This is a genomic window from Erythrobacter sp. THAF29 (assembly GCF_009363635.1).
In the GTDB taxonomy this organism is placed as follows: Bacteria; Pseudomonadota; Alphaproteobacteria; order Sphingomonadales; family Sphingomonadaceae; genus Erythrobacter.
Genome location: NZ_CP045392.1, coordinates 1,605,532 through 1,624,640, shown reverse-complemented (window position 1 = coordinate 1,624,640; position 19,109 = coordinate 1,605,532). Strand labels below are relative to the sequence as shown.

The 19,109-nt window shown below is 61.7% G+C and carries 22 protein-coding genes and 1 tRNA gene; 10 read left to right on the top strand and 13 right to left on the bottom strand.

Annotation, left to right across the window (positions count from 1 at the left end):
* Window positions 1-212 precede the first annotated feature (212 nt).
* The gene (locus FIU90_RS07910) at window positions 213-1,898 is read left to right on the top strand and encodes a thiamine pyrophosphate-dependent enzyme (protein ID WP_152434288.1); all 1,686 of its coding nucleotides are present in this window, start codon (window positions 213-215) and stop codon (window positions 1,896-1,898) included.
* 7 nt (window positions 1,899-1,905) lie between these two features.
* Here the strand turns inward: FIU90_RS07910 and FIU90_RS07905 are convergent, their stop codons facing one another.
* Window positions 1,906-2,316: an EVE domain-containing protein gene (locus FIU90_RS07905; protein WP_152434287.1), complete on the bottom strand. Its 411-nt coding sequence runs from the start codon at window positions 2,314-2,316 to the stop codon at window positions 1,906-1,908.
* A gap of 198 nt (window positions 2,317-2,514) precedes the next feature.
* Here FIU90_RS07905 and FIU90_RS07900 point away from each other — a divergent pair, with 198 nt between their 5' ends.
* From FIU90_RS07900 to FIU90_RS07875, 6 genes are all read left to right on the top strand, one after another.
* Window positions 2,515-4,179 (top strand): bifunctional diguanylate cyclase/phosphodiesterase, encoded by a 1,665-nt coding sequence (locus FIU90_RS07900; RefSeq protein ID WP_152434286.1) that lies wholly within the window; start codon window positions 2,515-2,517, stop codon window positions 4,177-4,179.
* A gap of 72 nt (window positions 4,180-4,251) precedes the next feature.
* The gene (dapF, locus tag FIU90_RS07895) at window positions 4,252-5,061 is read left to right on the top strand and encodes a diaminopimelate epimerase (protein WP_152434285.1); all 810 of its coding nucleotides are present in this window, start codon (window positions 4,252-4,254) and stop codon (window positions 5,059-5,061) included.
* Window positions 5,058-6,233, top strand: a complete 1,176-nt coding sequence (locus tag FIU90_RS07890; RefSeq protein ID WP_152434284.1) for a MiaB/RimO family radical SAM methylthiotransferase — start codon at window positions 5,058-5,060, stop codon at window positions 6,231-6,233. The genes dapF and FIU90_RS07890 overlap by 4 nt, the downstream gene beginning before the upstream one ends.
* Entirely contained in the window at window positions 6,230-7,153 is a 924-nt protein-coding gene (gene ftsY / locus FIU90_RS07885; protein ID WP_152434283.1) for a signal recognition particle-docking protein FtsY, read from the top strand. Before FIU90_RS07890 ends, ftsY begins: the two co-directional genes overlap by 4 nt.
* 1 nt (window position 7,154) lies before the next feature.
* Window positions 7,155-7,802 carry an inner membrane-spanning protein YciB gene (locus FIU90_RS07880; protein WP_152434282.1) on the top strand — a complete coding sequence of 216 codons (648 nt, stop codon included), beginning with the start codon at window positions 7,155-7,157 and terminating at the stop codon, window positions 7,800-7,802.
* A gap of 59 nt (window positions 7,803-7,861) precedes the next feature.
* Window positions 7,862-8,233 (top strand): hypothetical protein, encoded by a 372-nt coding sequence (locus tag FIU90_RS07875; RefSeq protein ID WP_152434281.1) that lies wholly within the window; start codon window positions 7,862-7,864, stop codon window positions 8,231-8,233.
* A gap of 197 nt (window positions 8,234-8,430) precedes the next feature.
* Here the strand turns inward: FIU90_RS07875 and FIU90_RS07870 are convergent, their stop codons facing one another.
* The 11 genes from FIU90_RS07870 to FIU90_RS07825 all read right to left on the bottom strand — a co-directional run bounded on the left by FIU90_RS07870 (window position 8,431) and on the right by FIU90_RS07825 (window position 17,073).
* A complete protein-coding gene (locus FIU90_RS07870; protein WP_152434280.1) occupies window positions 8,431-8,667 on the bottom strand; it encodes a hypothetical protein in 237 nt (78 codons plus the stop codon).
* A 70-nt stretch (window positions 8,668-8,737) separates the two neighbouring features.
* Window positions 8,738-10,666 carry a potassium transporter Kup gene (locus FIU90_RS07865; protein ID WP_152434279.1) on the bottom strand — a complete coding sequence of 643 codons (1,929 nt, stop codon included), beginning with the start codon at window positions 10,664-10,666 and terminating at the stop codon, window positions 8,738-8,740.
* A 134-nt stretch (window positions 10,667-10,800) separates the two neighbouring features.
* Window positions 10,801-11,439, bottom strand: a complete 639-nt coding sequence (locus tag FIU90_RS07860; protein WP_234029451.1) for a tetratricopeptide repeat protein — start codon at window positions 11,437-11,439, stop codon at window positions 10,801-10,803.
* Window positions 11,439-11,858, bottom strand: coding sequence for a cytochrome c-type biogenesis protein (locus FIU90_RS07855; protein WP_152434277.1), 420 nt, complete (start codon window positions 11,856-11,858; stop codon window positions 11,439-11,441). Before FIU90_RS07855 ends, FIU90_RS07860 begins: the two co-directional genes overlap by 1 nt.
* Window positions 11,858-12,382 carry a DsbE family thiol:disulfide interchange protein gene (locus tag FIU90_RS07850; RefSeq protein WP_152434276.1) on the bottom strand — a complete coding sequence of 175 codons (525 nt, stop codon included), beginning with the start codon at window positions 12,380-12,382 and terminating at the stop codon, window positions 11,858-11,860. Before FIU90_RS07850 ends, FIU90_RS07855 begins: the two co-directional genes overlap by 1 nt.
* Window positions 12,382-14,382, bottom strand: coding sequence for a heme lyase CcmF/NrfE family subunit (locus tag FIU90_RS07845; RefSeq protein WP_152434275.1), 2,001 nt, complete (start codon window positions 14,380-14,382; stop codon window positions 12,382-12,384). Before FIU90_RS07845 ends, FIU90_RS07850 begins: the two co-directional genes overlap by 1 nt.
* Before the next feature lie 9 nt (window positions 14,383-14,391).
* A complete protein-coding gene (gene ccmE, locus FIU90_RS07840) occupies window positions 14,392-14,853 on the bottom strand; it encodes a cytochrome c maturation protein CcmE (protein WP_152434274.1) in 462 nt (153 codons plus the stop codon).
* On the bottom strand, window positions 14,850-15,002 hold the full coding sequence (locus tag FIU90_RS15530) for a hypothetical protein (protein ID WP_172970218.1): 153 nt from the start codon (window positions 15,000-15,002) through the stop codon (window positions 14,850-14,852). The genes ccmE and FIU90_RS15530 overlap by 4 nt, the downstream gene beginning before the upstream one ends.
* Entirely contained in the window at window positions 14,999-15,757 is a 759-nt protein-coding gene (ccmC, locus tag FIU90_RS07835) for a heme ABC transporter permease CcmC (RefSeq protein WP_152434273.1), read from the bottom strand. The genes FIU90_RS15530 and ccmC overlap by 4 nt, the downstream gene beginning before the upstream one ends.
* A 96-nt stretch (window positions 15,758-15,853) precedes the next feature.
* The gene (locus FIU90_RS07830) at window positions 15,854-16,921 is read right to left on the bottom strand and encodes a Glu/Leu/Phe/Val dehydrogenase dimerization domain-containing protein (protein WP_152434272.1); all 1,068 of its coding nucleotides are present in this window, start codon (window positions 16,919-16,921) and stop codon (window positions 15,854-15,856) included.
* Window positions 16,922-16,996: 75 nt separating this feature from the next.
* Window positions 16,997-17,073: transfer RNA gene (locus tag FIU90_RS07825), tRNA-His, on the bottom strand.
* A 232-nt stretch (window positions 17,074-17,305) separates the two neighbouring features.
* Here FIU90_RS07825 and FIU90_RS07820 point away from each other — a divergent pair.
* The 3 genes from FIU90_RS07820 to FIU90_RS07810 are packed head-to-tail and all read left to right on the top strand — an operon-like array spanning window position 17,306 to window position 18,800.
* Complete coding sequence (locus FIU90_RS07820) at window positions 17,306-17,938, top strand: 2OG-Fe(II) oxygenase (protein ID WP_152435758.1); 633 nt, start codon at window positions 17,306-17,308, stop codon at window positions 17,936-17,938.
* A gap of 2 nt (window positions 17,939-17,940) precedes the next feature.
* Complete coding sequence (locus FIU90_RS07815) at window positions 17,941-18,264, top strand: TraR/DksA family transcriptional regulator (RefSeq protein ID WP_152434271.1); 324 nt, start codon at window positions 17,941-17,943, stop codon at window positions 18,262-18,264.
* Window positions 18,261-18,800 carry an MOSC domain-containing protein gene (locus FIU90_RS07810; protein WP_152434270.1) on the top strand — a complete coding sequence of 180 codons (540 nt, stop codon included), beginning with the start codon at window positions 18,261-18,263 and terminating at the stop codon, window positions 18,798-18,800. The genes FIU90_RS07815 and FIU90_RS07810 overlap by 4 nt, the downstream gene beginning before the upstream one ends.
* Before the next feature lie 73 nt (window positions 18,801-18,873).
* Here FIU90_RS07810 and rpmE read toward each other — a convergent pair whose 3' ends face one another.
* Entirely contained in the window at window positions 18,874-19,098 is a 225-nt protein-coding gene (gene rpmE, locus FIU90_RS07805) for a 50S ribosomal protein L31 (protein WP_007163702.1), read from the bottom strand.
* Between the last annotated feature and the right edge of the window lie 11 nt (window positions 19,099-19,109).

The following is a 19,109-nucleotide window of genomic DNA, read 5'->3' as shown; positions in this document are numbered from 1 at the left end:
CTCTCTCTTGAAGCTTTGTCGTCCTTTCGGACGCTAGGCCCCTTTTAACGTTTTCTTAACCCTTGGGTGCCGACCTCCTTTTCCTCTGTCGCAGTTCGGGACAGAAGCGCGCGAGCAATAACCATGTTGACGCTACCTAACGCTCTGTTTGCCACCATACCCTCCCCCCGCTAAGCGCCGGGAAGGGATTGGATTTACGGGAGAGTCGCGAAGTGGGCGTAACCACCAAGAGCGCCGCAGAATTGCTGGTCGAATGTCTTGCCGAGCAAGGCACCGAGCGGATCTTCACGGTTCCGGGCGAGAGCTTTCTCGCCGTCCTCGATGCGCTGCACGAAAATACGACAATCGACACTGTCACGTGCCGCCAGGAAGGCGGCGCCGCATTCATGGCGTGCGCCGATGGAGCGATGAGCGCAGCCTCGACCCTGCAGCCCGGCATCGCCTTCGTAACCCGCGGTCCGGGCGCGACCAATGCGAGCATCGGCGTTCACGTCGCGCATCAGGATTCGCAGCCGATGATCCTCTTCGTTGGCGATGTCGCGCGCGGCATGCGGGACCGCGAAGGTTTTCAGGAGGTCAATTTCGAGGCCTATTTCGGCCCGGTCTGCAAGTGGGCCGCGCGGATCGACGATCCTTCCCGCATCCCCGAATATGTCGCACGGGCCTATTCGGTCGCGATCAGCGGGCGTCCCGGCCCGGTTGTGATCGCGCTGCCGGAGGACATGCTTTGCGATCCTGTGGACCCCGCCCTCGCCCCTCGCCCACGCGTCACTCGCCCTGTCCAGGCCGCCTGTCCCGATGCGATGCAGGCGCTGTTCGGCCTGATCGCCGATGCCGCGAGCCCTGTCGCGATTATCGGCGGCGCAGGCTGGAACGCGAAAGCGCGCGAGCATTTCCAGCAATTTGCCGAGAGCATCGGGCTGCCTGTCGCGACCGCATTCCGGAGGCAGGATGCGATTTCGCCCTCATCATCGGTCTACGCGGGCAATCTCGGCTACGGCCCCAACCCGAAGCTCGTCCAGCGGGTGAAAGATGCAGACCTCGTCGTCGCCATCGGTGCGCGTCTTGGAGAGGCCACGACCGACGGATACACGGTCCCGACTCTCGACCATCCCGGACAATTGCTTGTCCACATCCATCCCGACCCGGACGAGATCGGTCGTGTCTACAAAACCGATCTCGGCCTTGCCTGTTCGGTCGATGAATTCGCCGAGACCGCCGCGCTCTGGGAAGACCATTCGATCATCCCCTTCGACGCAGGCGCAAAGGCGCATCGCGAGTGGCAGGAGTGGGCAACCGCGAAGCCGTCCGACATTCCGCCCGCGCTCGACATGGCCGCCTGCGTCACCGCGATGCGCGAGGCTCTCCCGTCCGACACGATCATCTGCAACGGCGCGGGCAATTTCTCGGGCTGGTGGCACCGCTATTGGCGCTACGACGGCCACCCAACCCAGCTTGCGCCCACGGCAGGTGCGATGGGCTATGGCGTTCCCGCCTCGGTCGCAGCCGCTCTGCGCTATCCCGACCGCACCGTGGTCGCGGTCGCGGGTGACGGCGACTTCCTGATGAACGGGCAGGAGCTCGCGACCGCCGCGCAGTACAATGCGAACCTGCTTGTGCTCGTCGTCGACAATGGCGCCTACGGCACGATCCGTATGCACCAGGAGCGCGAATATCCCGAGCGGATCTCGGGCACGCAGCTATCCAATCCCGATTTCGCCGCGCTCGGCGCCGCTTTCGGCGCATGGAGCGCGACCGCGACCACGACGGAAGAATTCAAGACAGCGCTGGCCGAGGCGCAGGAGCGCGTCGGCCTTCGCCTCATCCAAATGAAGATCGATATCGAACAGCTCGCCGCCAGCGGAGCGACGATCAGCGGGCTGCGCGCGAACGCCTAATTCCGCGTCAACCTTCCGCCATCTTGCAGATCAGTTCCCACTCGTCGGGCTTGATCTTCGCGACCGAAAGGCGCGACTGCCGCACCAATTCGCAATCGGCGAGCCTGGGTTCGGCCTTGATCTGCTTGAGCGTGACGGGATGGTCGAATTTACGCTTTGGCTTAACCTTTACTGCTGCCCATTTTCCGGTCTCGTCCGTCGGGTCGAGAATGTCGGCGACCGAAATCTCGACGATCCCCACGATCTCCAGCCCCTCGCGCGAATGGTAGAAGAACGCTTCATCGCCGACCTTCATTGCCCTCAGGTTCAGCCGCGCTGCGTAATTGCGTACGCCATCCCACACGCCTTCCTTCTCCGCGACAAGGTCATCCCAACTGTATTTGAATGGTTCGGATTTCATCAGCCAGTAATTGGGCACCGGGCTTCTCCTTCGACGGTGTCTTGGGTTGTCATGCGGCCTAGCCATGCTGGGCGCGCTGTTCCACCCCTCCACTCCCTTCGTCGATGAATTAACCCGATTTTTATAGGCTTGCCGCATAGCTGCGCGCTGGCTCTGCCCGCTTCAGTCGGGCGCTTGAGCATCAGGGACACGCCGCACGCATCGGGGAGCGACACTGTGGCAGAAGAAAAACAAGGTCACCGCCTCGGCTCCGCCGAAAAGGATCTGGTGGCCCTAGGGATCGCAACAGCTGCGATCATACTGTTTGTCGGCACGGGCGGCTCGGTGCTGCCGCGCGTCGTCAATGCCGTTACGTCGGACGCATCGGGGCCGGATGGCCTCTTGGTGAATGCACTCCTTCTCAACATAGCTCTCATCATCTTCGGGTGGCGTCGCTATCGCCAGCTGAACGAGGAAATCGCCGAGCGTCGCCGTGCCGAAGCGCACGCACGCGAGCTAGCCGAAATCGATCCGCTCACAGGCTGCCTCAACCGGCGCAGCATGTCTGCTGCGACAGACGAATTGCGCGCCCGCGCCATGACCCGCGGTGAAGCGGTCGGATACGCCATGATCGACCTTGATAACTTCAAGCAGATTAATGATATGCATGGTCACTCGATCGGCGATCAGGTGCTGGTGCAGCTTTCGCAGCGGATCCTCGAGCAGCTCCCTGACAATGCGGTTCTCGCACGGCTTGGCGGCGATGAATTTGCGTTTGTGATCACCTACGATCCCGATGCGCGCAAGCGCCTGGACGAGCTGGTGATCCGTCTGTTCGACCACGCCATTCTGCCCTTCCGACTTGGCAGCCTCGTCATCGATGCGACCATGTCGATCGGTATCGCGACCGACCACGACGAGAATGGCCTCAACCCCAATGTCTGCGATGCAGCGGAACTGATGCACCGCGCGGACATCGCGATGTATCACGCGAAGAAGCAGGGCAAGAACCGCTATTTCTGGTTCGAGCCGAACATGGAAACCGAGCTGCGGTTCCGCAACGAGCTTGAGGCAGGCATTCGCGCCGGTCTCGTAAACGGTGAATTCGTTCCTTACTACGAACAGCAGGTCGATATCGATTCGGGCGAACTCGTCGGATTCGAGATGCTCGCGCGCTGGCAATCGCCGCAAATGGGGCTTGTCAGCCCGGAAATCTTCATCCCTATCGCCGAGGAAATCGGCGTTATCGCCGAGCTATCCGAAAAGCTGATGAAACAGGCGTTCGAAGATGCGCTCGAATGGGACGAAGGCCTGACGCTTTCGGTCAACATCTCGCCCGTGCAGCTGCGCGATCCGTGGTTTGCGCAAAAGCTTCTCAAGCTTCTCGTCACTCACAAATTACCCCCGCACCGGCTCGAGATCGAAGTCACCGAAAGCTGCCTTCACGACAATATCGGCATGGTCCGCTCGATGATCACCAGCCTGCGCAACCAGGGCATCCGCGTCAGCCTAGACGATTTCGGCACGGGCTATTCGAGCCTCGAACAGCTGCGCTCACTGCCGTTCGACACGCTCAAGATCGACCGGACCTTCGTGCGCGAACTGCGTATGTCGGAAGACGGCAGCCGGATCGTCGATGCGATCGTCTCGCTCGGGCGCGGTCTCGGCCTTCCGATCACGGCAGAGGGCGTAGAAAGCGAAGAAGTGCTCGGCTCGCTGAAGAAGATCGGCAACCTCAAAGGTCAGGGCTTTCTCTACGGCAAGCCCGAGACCGCGGCACAGGTGCGCGAGCGCCTGCGCGAAATGGGCAGGCTTGCAGCGCCACTGCCGGTCGAGAAATCCGAACAGGAAATCGAGTTCGAAGACACTCTGCAAAACCTGCAGCGCCGCGCGCAGCGCTAGGTCTGCTCACAGGCCTTCGGGCCAGCTCACCACTGGACGGCGCGCTTCCGCATGCATAGATGCGCAGCGACCATGCGCGTTTCCTTCATCAAGATGCACGGCCTAGGCAACGATTTCGTTGTCCTCGACGCTCGCAAAGAGGCTCTGCCCGAATTGGCACCCGCCACCGTGCGCGCCATTGCCGATCGCCGGCAGGGTATCGGCTGCGACCAGCTCATCGTGCTCGAACCCGGCAATACTGCGGACCTGGGCATGCGCATCTTCAACGCCGATGGCGGCGAAGTGGAGGCGTGCGGCAATGCCAGCCGCGCGGTCGCACTGCTTCTGGGCAAGCCTGCCCGGGTCGAAACGACCGGCGGGATCATCGCGCTTGAACCGGCCGCAGGCGGCGCCACCGTAGACATGGGTGCTCCGCGTTTCGGCTGGGAGGACATTCCGCTCGCCTATGCGATGGACACCGCATCCCTGCCGGTTGGCTGGGACGAACTGGAAAGCCCGTTTGCCGTCAATGTCGGCAATCCGCACGCGGTCTTTTTCGTCGAGGATGCCGATGCGGTCGATCTCGCGCGGCTCGGCCCGGAGATCGAAAACGATCCACTTTTTCCCGAACGCATCAATGTGAACGTCGCGAGCCTCGCCGGCGACAATCACCTCAGGCTTCGCGTGTGGGAACGCGGCGTCGGGCTGACGCGCGCCTGCGGAACAGGGGCATGTGCAACTGCGGTCGCCGCGATCCGCAAGGGGCTGGTTCAAAGCCCTGTCACCGTCTCCCTCCCCGGGGGCGATCTGACGATCGAATGGTCTGAAGGCGGCTCGATCCGGATGACCGGCCCCGCGGCGGAATCTTTCCGCGGATCGTTTGAATGGGATGATTTCGCATGAGCGAGGCGCAGGTCATCTCGCTCGGCTGCCGCCTCAACATCGCGGAAAGCGAGCGCATGCGCGCAATGCTCGCCGATGCGGGAGAGGTCGTGGTCATAAATTCCTGCGCGGTCACGAGCGAGGCGGTGCGCCAGACCCGGCAGGCGATCCGCAAGACCCGCCGCGCGAACCCGGATGCGCGCCTGATCGTCACCGGCTGCGCGGCCGATATCGAGCGCGAACAGCTCGCCGACATGCCCGAGGTCGATGGCCTCATCGCCAATGCGAAGAAACTCGATCCGCGCGCGTGGAACGTGCCGGTCGATGTTGCTCCCCTCGCCCCGACGAAGACCCGCGCCTTTATCGCGGTGCAGAACGGGTGCGATCACGATTGCACCTTCTGCATTATTCCGCAGGGCCGGGGGAAGAGCCGCTCGCTCGCCATTCCCGAAGTCCTTCGCGAGGTGGAGCAGCACCTTGAGCTAGGCGCTAAGGAAGTCGTGCTGACAGGTGTCGACCTGACAAGCTGGGGCCACGATCTGCCAGGAGAGCCGAAGCTCGGCGCGCTCGTTGCCGCAATCCTCGACACCTTCCCCGCCCTCGCGCGCCTGCGCCTCTCCTCGCTCGACGGGATCGAGATCGACGAGGCGCTGTTCGAGCTCTTCGCGGACGAGACACGCGTGATGCCGCACCTTCACCTTTCGCTTCAGCACGGAGCGGATCTGATCCTGAAGCGGATGAAGCGACGCCATTTGCGTGGGGACGCAGTCGATCTCGTCCAACGCCTCAAGGTCCGCCGGCCCGAGATCGCCGTCGGCGCGGACCTTATGGCCGGTTTTCCGACCGAAACGCACGAGCACCACGCCGAGAACCTTTCGATCATCCGCGAGCTGGAGATCGTACACGGCCACATCTTCCCCTTTTCCCCGCGCCCCGGAACACCGGCCGCGCGGATGCCTCAGCACGACCGCGAGCTTATCAAGGCGCGCGCCGCCGAACTGCGCGAGGAAGTCGCGAAGGTGCGCGCAAGCTGGCTCGCCAGTCTTGTGGGTGAAACGCTCCCCGTCCTCGCCGAGCGCGACGGGACGGGCTATGCGCCCCATTACGCCCGTACCCGGCTCCCCCAAGGCACAAGGGCGGGCGATATCGTCAACATAACGGTGCGCGGCATCGAGGAAGGCCTCCTGGTATGAGCGAGACGAGCTGGAGCGAAAGGCTGCTGGGCGGCTTTCGCAAGACATCCGAGCGGCTCTCGGAGAATCTCACCGGGCTCGCCGGTGGGGGCAAGCTCGACGATGCCACGCTCGACGATATCGAAGATGCGCTGATCGTCTCCGATCTCGGCCCTGCCGCTGCCGCGCGCATCCGCGAAAAGCTGGCGGAAAAACGCTTTGGCGCCGAGATCACACAGCGCGAATTGAAGGAGGCCGTGGCCGAGGAGATCGCCGAGATCCTGCGCCCCGTCGCGAAACCGCTAGAGATCACGGCCTTCCCGCGCCCGCAGGTGATCCTGGTGATCGGTGTCAACGGTTCGGGCAAGACCACCACCATAGCCAAACTCGCCCATCTCTTTACCGAGGACGATTACGGCGTGCTGCTAGCCGCAGGCGACACCTTCCGCGCCGCCGCCATCGGCCAGCTTGCCACATGGGCCGAACGTGCAGGGGTCGACCTCGTGCGCGGTCCCGAAGGCGGCGATCCTTCGGCCGTGGTGTTCGATGCGGTGAAGCAGGCGACCGATACCGGGATCGACGCGCTGATCGTCGACACCGCCGGGCGGCTCCAGAACAAGCGCGAGCTGATGGACGAACTGGCGAAGATCCGCCGCGTGCTCGGCCGGCTCAATCCCGAAGCGCCGCACGACGTGGTGCTGGTGCTCGATGCGACCAACGGGCAGAATGCGCTTTCGCAGATCGACGTGTTCAAGGAAGTCGCCGGAGTGACCGGGCTTATCATGACCAAGCTCGACGGCACGGCGCGCGGCGGTGTGCTGGTTGCAGCGGCCGAAGAATACGGCCTGCCGATCCACGCGATCGGCGTAGGCGAAAAAATGGAAGACTTGCGGCCGTTCGATCCGGATCTTGTCGCGCGGGTGATTGCAGGAGTGGCCTGACATGGCAGACGCACAGACAAAGAAGGCCGGATCGAGCTGGCTCAACGTCGCGGTCGATTACGGGCCGCTGCTGGTATTCCTCGCGGTCTACCGCCTTAACGCGCCCGACGATCCGAATCCTGCTGGCGAGCTGCTCGCGATCATTTACGGCACCGGCGCGTTCATGGTCGCCGCCGTCACCGCGCTGCTGATCTCGAAATGGCGATTGGGCAGGGTTTCGCCGATGCTGTGGTTTTCGACCGCATTGATTGTCGGCTTTGGCGCGCTCACGATCTTCTTCGGCGATCCGGTGTTCGTCCAGCTGAAACCGACGATCATCTACACCGCGTTCGGCGTGGTGCTGCTCGCAGGCTATTTCATGGGCAAGGCGCTATTGAGGATCCTGCTCGAAGCCGCGTTCGAAGGGCTGACCGACGAAGGATGGCTAAAACTGTCACGAAACTGGGGCGTCTTCTTCCTCGTCCTTGCCGTGCTCAACGAGGCACTTCGCACCTATATGAGCTTCGAGGGATGGCTGTGGGCGAAGTTCTGGGTGTTCCTGCCGCTTACCTTCCTCTTCACCTTCGCGAACATTCCCATGCTCTTGAAGCACGGGCTGGATGTTGGTGAAGAAGACGATGTGATGAAGAACGAGCCACCGACTGGCTGAAACCTTTTCTTGCGCCTGAGCGTTACGCAACTGACGCTATTTAGAAAGGACGATACATAATGAATTTGCGTTTCGGTGTTGTGGTTGCTGCGGTACTGCTGGCCTATCCCGCGCTCGCCCAGACTGCGAGCGAAACCTCCGGTCCGACCATCGTGGTCGAGGCTCCCGAGGGACTTTCCGAAAAGCAATTGCGAGAATGGGACAAGCTGAACCGCGAGGCTGCGCAACTTGAAAAGCGTCTGGCCTCGCTCCGGTCACGCCTCCTCGACGACCGCGAAGAGCTTGCCGAAGCCGAGCGGCGATTGGAACGCGCTCAGGCGAAACTCAAGCGTGAGCAGGAAGACCTCAAGCGCACCCAAAACCGGATCGCTGATGCGGAAAAGGATCGGACGCGAATTGAACGGAGACGGATCGAACTGCTAGCCGAATAGTTCTCGGCAACGAATTGGCTGTCCTACTTCATCGGGCCGCGGCATCAAGGCTGCGGCTCTTTCAAAATCCTATTCTGAAACGCGTTTCGAGTTGGAGAAATGTCAACGTAGCCGATATACACCCATCTGCTTGTATTCGCGCACTTTCTTGACGTTTTAACCGCTTGACACGGTGTCAGTTCTGTCAACTTCCCCGTTCAGCCGAATACGCGGCGGAAAAAACCCTGCTTCGCAGTCCTCGCCGGCGCACCGCCCGACAGCTTAAAGAGGTAATTCGCCAGCACTCCGGCCTGCTGTTTGGTCAGCATGATCCGCGCGATGTCGGGCTCGTTTTTTTCGATCTCGTCACGGCTGCTGACGGTCTCGAGGCGAAGCAGGATCCGCTCTCCATGATCCTGGTGGGTCCATCCGACCAGCGCGCCAAAGTGTTCCATGTCTCCCGTCCTCCATCGCCTCCATTCTGGTGAGGAAATTGGATGCGGGCAAGGCGATAGCTAACGCGGGCTAAATCTCGACCTGGCTGCCCAGTTCGACCACGCGATTGGTGGGCAGCTTGAAGAAGTCCATCGCGCTCGCCGAATTTCTCAGCAGCCACGCGAAGATTTTCTCACGCCAAATTGCCATGCCCGGCTTGTCACTGGCGAGGAGTGTCTGACGCGAAAGGAAGAAACTGGTGTTCATCATGTCGAACTCGCCGCCGCAACGCTCCATCTGCTTAAGCCCCTTGGGCACGTCGGTTTCCTCCATAAAGCCGTAATGCAGCACAGCGCGATAGAAACCGTCACCCAGATCGGTGATCTCGCAGCGGTTTTCCGGGTCGACATAGGGCACGTCGGCGATATCGACGGTGAGGATCACGACACGCTCGTGAAGCACCTTGTTGTGCTTGATGTTGTGGAGCAGCGCCGATGGCACGCCGGCTGTGCTCGATGCCATGAAGATCGCGGTGCCGGGTACACGAACCGCGCTGTTCTTCGCGGATTTCGCGAAGATCTCGATCGGCAGCGCGTGCTCGCTCATCCGCTCGCGCATCAGTTTCCGGCCACGCGCCCAGGTCGTAAGCAGCAGGAAGGCGACGAAGCCGACCAGCAATGGGAACCAGCCACCATCGGGCACTTTCGTGAGGTTGGCAGCGAAGTATGCGCCATCGACGATGAGGAAAAGCAGCACGAGCGGTGCAGCGTACCACCACTTCCATTTCCATACGCCGACGAACAGCACGCCCATCAGCAGCGTATCGATCGTCACCGCGCCGGTCACCGCAATGCCGTAAGCGCTCGCGAGGTTGGACGAGTTCTGGAAGGTGAGAACAAGGATGATCACCGCGACCATCAGCGCCCAGTTGATGAATGGAATGTAGATCTGGCCGCCTTCGGTTTCGCTGGTGTGGCGGACGTTCAGGCGCGGAATGTATCCCATCTGGATTGCCTGATGGGTGATCGAGAACGCGCCGGAGATCACCGCCTGGCTCGCAATGAACGTGGCGACCGTGGCGAGGAAAACGAGCGGCAGTCGCCATTCTTCGCTCGCAAGGAAGAAGAACGGGCTCTGGATTGCTTCCGCAGCCTGTTCGGGCGGCAGGCCGATGATCATCGCGCCTTGCCCAAAATAGTTGAACAGCAGGCAGGGCATGACGAACCCGAACCATGAAAGCCGCATCGGTCCGCGTCCAAAATGTCCCATGTCCGAATAGAGCGCTTCCGAACCCGTCACCGCCAGCACGACAGACCCGAGCGCGAGGAAGGCAAGCCAGCCGTCGAGCACGAAAAAGTTGACCGCGTAATACGGATTGAGCGCCCACAGGATCTCGGGCGTGCCGAGGATCTGCCACAGGCCCATGCCAGCGATAACAGTGAAGTAGACGATCATCACCGGCGCGAAGAGCGCGCCGACTTTCGCTGTCCCGCGCTTTTGCAGCACGAATAGGAAAACGAGCAGCGCCAGGGCGATAGGGATCACGTATCGCTGCAATCCGGCGTCGACGACCGTAAGCCCCTCGACCGCGGACAGCACCGAAATTGCCGGTGTGATCATCGAATCGCCGTAAAACAGCGATGTGGCGAATACCCCGAGCAACACCGCGACCCAGCCGTACTTCGATTTGGAAATGCTGCGGCTGATGAGCGCGACAAGAGCGAGCGAGCCGCCCTGCCCCTTGTTGTCGGCGCGCATGAGGATCGTCACGTACTGGATCGCCACAACGAGCGTCATCGACCAGAATATGAGGCTGATTACCCCAAGAACATGCGCTTGGTCGAGCGCAAGGGGGTGCGGGCCCACAAAAGTCTCGCGGAAGGCATAAAGCGGGCTGGTCCCGATATCGCCGAAGACAATACCGATCGCACCCACAGCCAGCGCGGTTTGCGATGCACTGTGCCCCTTACCCCCGGTGGGTGGTTGGTGCGCTGGTGCTGTTGCTGCTGTATCGCTCATACCAACTGGATTTCCCGTATTCCGGTACTGCCCCTAAACGCGCGAAACGGCGCGCGGCGATTTGCGTTATCCCGCAAAGGCGCGCCCCCTAGCACCGCCTATCCGCGCCCGCAACACCGGTTTGAGCGAGCGTATCATTGCAGCATCGGCGCGTTGGCAATCATCCGGTCGAGTTGGGCGATCCGCGCTTCCAGGTCCGCGCGCCAAGGCGCATCTGCGGGGGAGCGTTCGAGGAGGCCCGCCCAGACCTCGCGGGCTTTGCGCACCTCGCCCATTTGAAGGAACGAGAAGCCGAGAAAGAAATCCGACGCCGGGTTTTCCGGATCGATTGCACGGGCGCGGGCATAAGCCTGCTCTGCCGCCGGGGTGACAAAGCCGTCTGCATGCGCTGTCAGCGCCATGGCGAGCGCGAGCCACCCTTCGAGATGGTTCGGATTTTCCGTCAGCCCACGCCGCAGGAGGCCGGCAGCATCGTCGAACTGACCACGGCGCGCGAAGGCATCGGAAGTGACGAGATAATCGGGCTTTGGCCGGGTCTCGTCGAACAACGACTTTCGCGCCTCAATCATATCCTCACCCGAGCGCGGCTCTTCGAGCATCGCCGCCTTGGGACTGCCCGGCTGTTTTGGAGAACCCTGCCAAGCGTAGCCCGCGAGGCCGAACAGCAGGACCGAACCGAACAGCGCGTAACCCTCTTTCGGCAACCGGAGCAGGAAGGCAGCGAGCGCAAACGCGAACATCGCGAGCGCAAGGACGGCGAGCCAGCCGCCCATCATTGCCCCCCTTCGCGGCGGCGATTACCCAGCCGTCGAAGCAGAACCAAAAGCACGATCAGCACCAGCAGTGCAGGTATCGCGAAGAGCGGCCAAGTGGTCGAGCTTATTTCCGGCTCGTAACTCACATAGTCGCCATAGCGATCGATCAGCCATTCGCGAATTTCGTCAGGCTCCTGCCCTGCAAGGATGCGAGTGCGGACCTGGTGACGCATGTCGCCCGCCATCGGTGCATCGCTATCATTGATACTCTGCGACTGGCACTTGAGGCAGCGCAGGGTGTCCATGAGCTCGCTGGCCTTCGCTTCAAGCTCAGGGTCTTCCAGCTGCTTGTAGGCATAAGGCGCGGGCGGCATCGTGTCCTGCGCCGCGACCGGCGTAGCCAATACGGCCAGCAGCAGAGCAAGGAGCCAACGCATCAACGCACATCCTGAAGGATGCCGAGCAGCTTGGGCACGTCGCTTTCGCGGATGTCGCCAATGTGCTGATAACGAATGTTTCCTTCACCATCGATGACGAAGGTTTCCGGCACACCTGCTGCGCCGATCTCGATCTGGAGCGCGGAGATGTCGTCAGCTCCGATCTTGCTGTACGGATTTCCATAGCGACCGAGGAACTGCGCAACGTCTTCCGGCTTGTCTCGGATTGCGATCCCGATGATCTCGACGCCTGCTTCGTTGAGCTGCTCAAGCTGCGGAGCTTCGGCGATACAGGGCAAACACCAGCTCGCCCAGATATTCAGCAGTTTGGGCTCGCCGCCCACGAAGTCCGCGCGCGAAGTGCCTGGAATACCCTCGGTGGCGGGCGGGAGGTTGAACTCGGGCAGCGGCTTGTCGATCATTGCCGAGGGAACCAACTGATTCTTGTCTTGCGTCAGCATGTATCCGGCCAGCCCCGCAAAAAACAGGAACAGCGCAAGAGGAATGAAGAAAACGGGGCGCATCAGGCGGGCTCCGGTTGCTTGGTTTGATCGAGCGCGGCCTGGTCGGCGCGGCGGGCCTCGCCCTTTCGAACGGCGTGGCGGCGCTTCAGATCCACACGAACGCGGCCGATGATCGAAAGCACTCCGCCGAGCGAGATCAACAAACCGCCGTACCAGATAAAGGTCACGAACGGCTTCCACCAGACGCGCAGCTGCCAGCGAGTGTTGCCCGCCTCATCCACGCCTGCCTGATCGCCGATAACCGCGTAAAGCTGCCCATCCCAGCGGGTGATGAGCGCGCTCTCACTGGTCGCTTGTGATGGCGCCCAGAAACTGCGTGCCTGCGGGGTAAGAATGATTGGCTCCTCATTACCGCGCGATGCGGCCACGCGTGCTTCGATCGCAGTCCAGTTTGGTCCGGCGACCGGGTCGACGCCTTCGAGTGTGATGGTCCAGTCACCGACCTGTTCGGTGTCTCCGGGTGCGACGGCTGCGAGGCGTTCCTGTGTGAAGGCGCTTTCGCTCGCCATTCCGAACAACGCGACCGCGACGCCGAAATGCGCGCAAACCATGCCCCATGTGGCGGTCGGCACGCGGCTCAGTTTGCGACCCTTGAGCGGCAGGAACGCCGCAACAGCAAGCGCTGCCGCTAGCGCCAGCCCTAACACCGGCAGGATGGCATGGTCGCCAAGGATCGCCACCAGCGCGATCACAGCGATCAGGATTGAGGCGACCAGAAGCAGCTCGAACTGAATGCGTTTCGGCTTGTCGTTCTTCCAGCGCAGCAGCGGGCCAACCGCCATGACGAGAAACATCGGAATCGCGAAGATGGCGCTCGCCGGATTGAAATAGGGCGGGCCGACGCTGACCCGCACGTCGAACGCTTCGGTCAGAAGCGGGTAGAGCGTGCCAAGCAGCACTATGGCGAGGATCGCCGAAAGCATGACATTGTTGAACACCAGCGCACCCTCGCGGCTCGTCACCGTGAAACGCTTGCCTTCGGAAATCGAGCTCGCTCTCAAGGCGAAAATCGTCAGTGCGCCCCCGATGTAAAGACCCAGCAGGATTAGGATGAAGGTGCCGCGCTCCGGGTCGACTGCAAAGGCATGAACGCTGGTGAGCACGCCCGAACGCACTAGGAATGTGCCCAGCATGCTCATCGAAAAGGCGAGAACGCCGAGCATGATCGTCCAGGTGCGAAGCGCGTCACGCGCGGCCAGCACGCTCACCGAATGGAGCAGCGCGGTCGCGGCCAGCCACGGCATCAGCGATGCATTCTCGACCGGGTCCCAGAACCACCATCCGCCCCATCCGAGCTCGTAATAGGCCCAGTACGATCCCGCCGTTATGCCGAAGGTCAGGAACACCCAGGCAAAGAGCACCCAAGGTCGGATGACCTTGGCAAAATCCGGCGTCACCTGCCGCGTGATCAGCGCGCCCATCGCCAGGCTGAAAGCGACCGAAAGCCCCACATACCCGACATAGAGAGTGGGCGGATGCACCGCGAGGCCGATGTCTTGCAAGAGCGGGTTGAGGCCAACGCCCTCCGCCGCGGGGATCGGCAAACGCTCGAAAGGGTTGGAGGAAAGCAGCAGGAACGCGTAGAAACCGAGCGCGATCGAGCCCTGCACCGCGAGCGTCGCGTTCATCGTCCGCTCGGGCAGGCGGCGCTCCATGTAGGCGAGCAATCCGCCCGAAAGCGCCAGGACCGCCACCCACAGCAGCATCGACCCCTCGTGGTTCCCCCAGGTGCCCGTAAGCTTGTAGATGAATGGCTTCATCGAGTGCGAATTGGTCGCGACCAGCTTGATCGAAAGGTCGGTGATCGCAAACGCCCACAGAAGCATGAGGAATGCCAGCACCGCGAGAAAAGCCTGCACCACGGCTGCCGGGCGCGCATAGATAGCGAATGCCTGTAGCCTTTCGTCCTTGGTTGAAAGGCCCATCGCGCCTGAAACCATTTGCAGCACCGCAAGCGCGGTTGCGAGCCACAGGGCGGCGAGGCCGATTTCAGCGATCATTATGCGCGCTCAGTCCAGTCCGACCGTCGAGTCTTCGGCGTAATCTGCAGCTTGGTGACCCTCCAGCCCTTCCAGTTCGCGAGGAACGTAGTTTTCGTCGTGCTTCGCAAGGAGATTCGTCGCCTGGAATACGCCATCGGCACCGAGGCTTCCCTCCGCGACCACGCCCGATCCTTCCACGAAGAGATCGGGAAGGATGCCGCTGTAACGCACGGGGACCGCGCTGGCTTCTTTGCCGGTGACGACGAAGCTCACCGTGACACCGTCCGCCTGCGTTTCGATCGAGCCCGGCTGGACCATGCCGCCAAGGCGGACGGCCTGTCCGACAGCGGGAGGCTCGGCAGCCATCTGTTCGGGAAGATAGAAATAGTTCGCCTGGTTGCGCAGCGCCCAGGCCGCGATGAGCCCTGCAGCAACGATTGCGAAGAGCGCGAAAACGACCAGCGTCAGGCGTTGATGTTTGGCCTTCACCGTTCCGTCCTTTGGCGCTTCACCTCGTCACGGCGCTTTTCGGCCCTGCGCATCGTCTGCCAGCTCCACGCAATCAGCAGGGCAAGTCCGCCGAGCCCGATGGCATAGGCCGCGATCACAAATTCCCAATGGTCGAGCGCTTCTCTCATTGCGCACCCTCCATAGCGGGCGGTCCAACAGGCGCATCGTCCATCATCGCGCGGCGGCGCAGCCGCGCTTCAACCTGCTGCTCGGCTATGAACGCCCGCATCCGCATCAAAACGATCCCTCCGAACAGCAGTGAAAAGCCAACAACGGCGACCATCAACGGATAGAAATACACGGCATCGATCGAGCTGTTGCCCATGGTGATGCTCGGCGGCTGATGAAGCGAGTTCCACCAAACGACGCTGCGGTTGATGATCGGTATGTTGATCGCACCGACGAGCCCGAAGATCGCGGCGATCTTTACTGAGCCCCCCTCACGTGCCGCAGCCTGCGAGAGCGCGATATATCCCGCATAGAGAAACAGCAGTACGAGCATGCTGGTCAGTCGTCCATCCCAGACCCACCATGTTCCCCATGTCGGACGCCCCCAGATCGATCCCGTTGCAAGACAGATCGCGGTGAAAACCATGCCCGGAAGCGCGATGGCGCGCGCAGCTACCGCTGCGAGCGGGTGCTTCCAAATCAGCAACGCAGCGCTCGCTATGGCAATTCCGGTCCACCCGCCCATCCCGAGCCATGCGCTCGGCACGTGAATGAAGAGGATGCGCACGCTTTCACCCATCAGCCGGTCGGGAGGGACCGAAGCAACGCCCCAGACTATCGCACCAAGAGAAAGCACGAGACCGCTCCAGAAAAGGAGCGGTGTCAGCCACTTCGCGAGGCTCAGGAAGCGTTTCGGATTTGCGTAGATGTGCATGCAGCTGGTCCGTGTTCCAATTTAGCCGCCCTGCCGCCCCTCGCAAGGGCGCAAATTGCGCAATCGCAGGTTGTTTCGACGCAATCGACCGCAGTTTCAGCCGCGCCCGATTAGCTCCTGGGCCATACGGTCTGCCACGACATCGGGCGGCGTGCCGGTCTCGTCGCTCTTGCTCCAGATTTCCTCGAGCCGTTCGGGGATATTCGCGATGCGCTGGTGCACTTCTTCGACCCCGGCCGATACGCCGTCGCGCCGCGCGAGATACTCGGTCGCGACCGAGATGATGCCGCCCGCATTGATGACGTAGTCGGGCGCAAACAGGATGCCGCGATCGAATAGCGTCTTTCCGTGATGCGCGCGGGCGAGCTGGTTGTTGGCGCCGCCTGCAACGATAGCTGTGTCGAGCTTCGCGATGCTGTCTTCGTCGAGGATCGCGCCCAGGGCGTTGGGGCTCAGCACATCGCATGGCAGTGTCATGATTTCGTCGGCCGCAACTGCTTTTGCGCCGAGCTCTTCGGCGAGCGCCGCTGCGCGATCTGCATGAATATCGGCGAGCGTGAGCTTCGCGCCGTCTTTTGCGAGCAGCCGGGCGACCCCGCCACCGACGCTGCCGGTGCCCTGCACCGCGATGTGCACGCCTTGGACGCTGTCCTTGCCGAGCTTGTGGCGAACCGCTGCCTTGATACCCTGATAAATGCCGATCGCGGTGAAGGGCCCGGGATCGCCTCCCGCCGAGCCCTCTCCTGGCGCCGGCAATCCAGAGACGTGACTGGTACGCTTCGACACGGCAACCATGTCTGCTTCGCTGATGCCCACATCTTCTGCGGTTACATAGCGCCCGCCCAGCCCCTCGACCGCATCGCCGAAGGCCGCGAGCAGTTCGGGTGTCTTGGTGCGCGCCTCGTCGGCTAGAATCACGGCTTTGCCACCGCCCATCGGGAGGCCGGCCATCGCGTTCTTGTAGCTCATCCCGCGCGACAGGCGCAGCGCATCGCGCAATCCGTCCTTGGGGTCGGGATAATGCCAGAAACGTGTCCCACCCGCACCCGGCCCCAAATGGGTCGAGTGGAGCGCAATAATCGCCATAAGACCGCTATTGCGATCGCGCACGACATGCACGACCTCGTGATCGTCGAAATCAGGCTCGGTCCAGAAAGCGGTCATATGCAAAAACGCCCCTATGTGGCGCGCACGAACTGCGGCACGTTCCTATCGGAACCAGCGGAAAACTCGGAAAAATGGGGCGATCGAGGGGTCTCGAACCCCCGACCTCCGGTACCACAAACCGGCGCTCTAACCAACTGAGCTACGATCGCCACATACCCCGTCCCGACGCGAACATGGGTTCGCTGCCAAGCCTTGCGCAAGGGGGGCGTGATAGCCCTCCATCGCTGCCGGTCAAGGCTGCCGTGAGGCGGCGCGAGCCTGTTGCACAAAGCATCGCGAATGGGAAGCGAAAACTGCGCAGGAATGCCAATCGCGCAAGATTATTACCCAAGGCTGATCCCGACGCTTGGCCGATCAGAATCGCGCAGCTATCCCGAAATCATGGCCGGACCCGGTGATTCCTCAATCGAATTCTTGCGCGCCCACCAAGGCGTCAAACGGGTGCCATCTCCCAAGATCGAAATGGTCGTGAAGTCACGCTTCCTCTCGGCAGAGCATTGCGATGAGTTAATCGCGCTGATCGACAGGAACCGCCGCCCGTCGACGCTGGCCGATTACAACGGCGATGCAGCTTTTCGAACCAGCGAGACGTGCGACCTATCGCGTGAAGACGAGCCGGTGGATAGGCTTGAACGGATGCTCGACGAATTCACCGGGATTGACCCCGCGCATGGTGAGCAAATTCAGGGGCAACGATACGAGGTTGGGCAGGAATTCAAACAGCACACCGACTGGTTCAATCCCGACGGTACCGACTGGGAGAAGTTCTGCAGCGTTTCGGGCCAGCGCACGTGGACCTTCATGATCTACCTTAACGATGTCGAAGCTGGCGGTGCCACCCGGTTCAAACCGGTGGGAAAGACGATCCAGCCCGAACGCGGCAAATTGCTCGGTTGGAACAACCGCAATCCCGACGGCAGCGGTAACGTGAATACGCTCCACCACGCGATGAAAGTGCGCAAGGGGCTGAAATATGTGATAACCAAGTGGTATCGCGAACGGCCCTGGGGGTGATTATGAGTGACTACAGAGACATTGCAGAGCAGCTGAAAGCCCGCCTCGCGGATCTGATGGAACGGGCTGGAGAGATCGAGGAAGACCTGCGACATCCGCTCGACAAGGACTGGGAAGAACAGGCAATCGACCTTGCTGATGACGAAGCGCTCGAGGGAGTCGACGAGGTCCTTCGCGAGGAGATCCAGCAGATCAGGTTTGCGCTCCACCGGATCGAGAATGGCACTTATGGCATTTGCGCGAAGTGCGGAAAGCAAATCGACCGAAAGCGGCTCGAAGCCCGCCCGATTGCAACACGCTGTATCGATTGCGCAAAGGCGGCGTGACAGGCCACGTCGTCGCAGTCTGTTCGTCAGGAGAGCATCGTTTCTCCAAGAAACCGACCGATAGGATCACTATCGTCGCCGGCATCGGAGTCGATGGGGACGCCCACGCAGGGGAGCGAGTACAGCACCTATCGCGTGTGCACGTGAACCCGGACCAGCCCAACCTTCGGCAGGTTCACCTGATCCATTCCGAGTTATTCGATGGCCTTGCGAGCGCGGGATTCGATATCGCGCCCGGCGACCTCGGCGAAAACATCACGACACATGGCATCGACCTCCTCTCGCTCAGTCGATACGCGCTACTGCATATTGGAGAGGACGTCGTTCTCAAGGTAACGGGCCTCCGCAACCCGTGCAGCCAGATAGAGGCGTTTCGCCCGGGCCTGCTCAAAATGGTGGCGGTCAAAACGCCGGAAGGCATCGTCCGCAAAGCCGGCATCATGACAGTTGCCCTGCACGGGGGAGATATCAGACGGGGAGACGCTATTGCCGTCGAAACACCGAAGGGACCGCATATCCCGCTCGAACGCGTCTGACCGCAAATGGAAAAGGCGGACCCGTCGGCCCGCCTTCCCCTTGCAGAGCGAACTCTGCGAAGCTCTTTACGGCTTATTTCTTGAGGCTGAGCCCGCCGAAGCGCTTGTTAAAGGCTGCAACGCGGCCGCCTTCCTGAAGCTGCTGCTTGCCGCCGGTCCATGCCGGGTGGCTCGTCGGGTCGATGTCGAGCGACAGGGTGTCGCCTTCGCTGCCCCAGGTCGAGCGCGTCTGAAACTCGGTACCATCGGTCATCTTGACCGTGATCATGTGATATTCGGGATGCCCTTCGGCTTTCATGACTTGTTCCT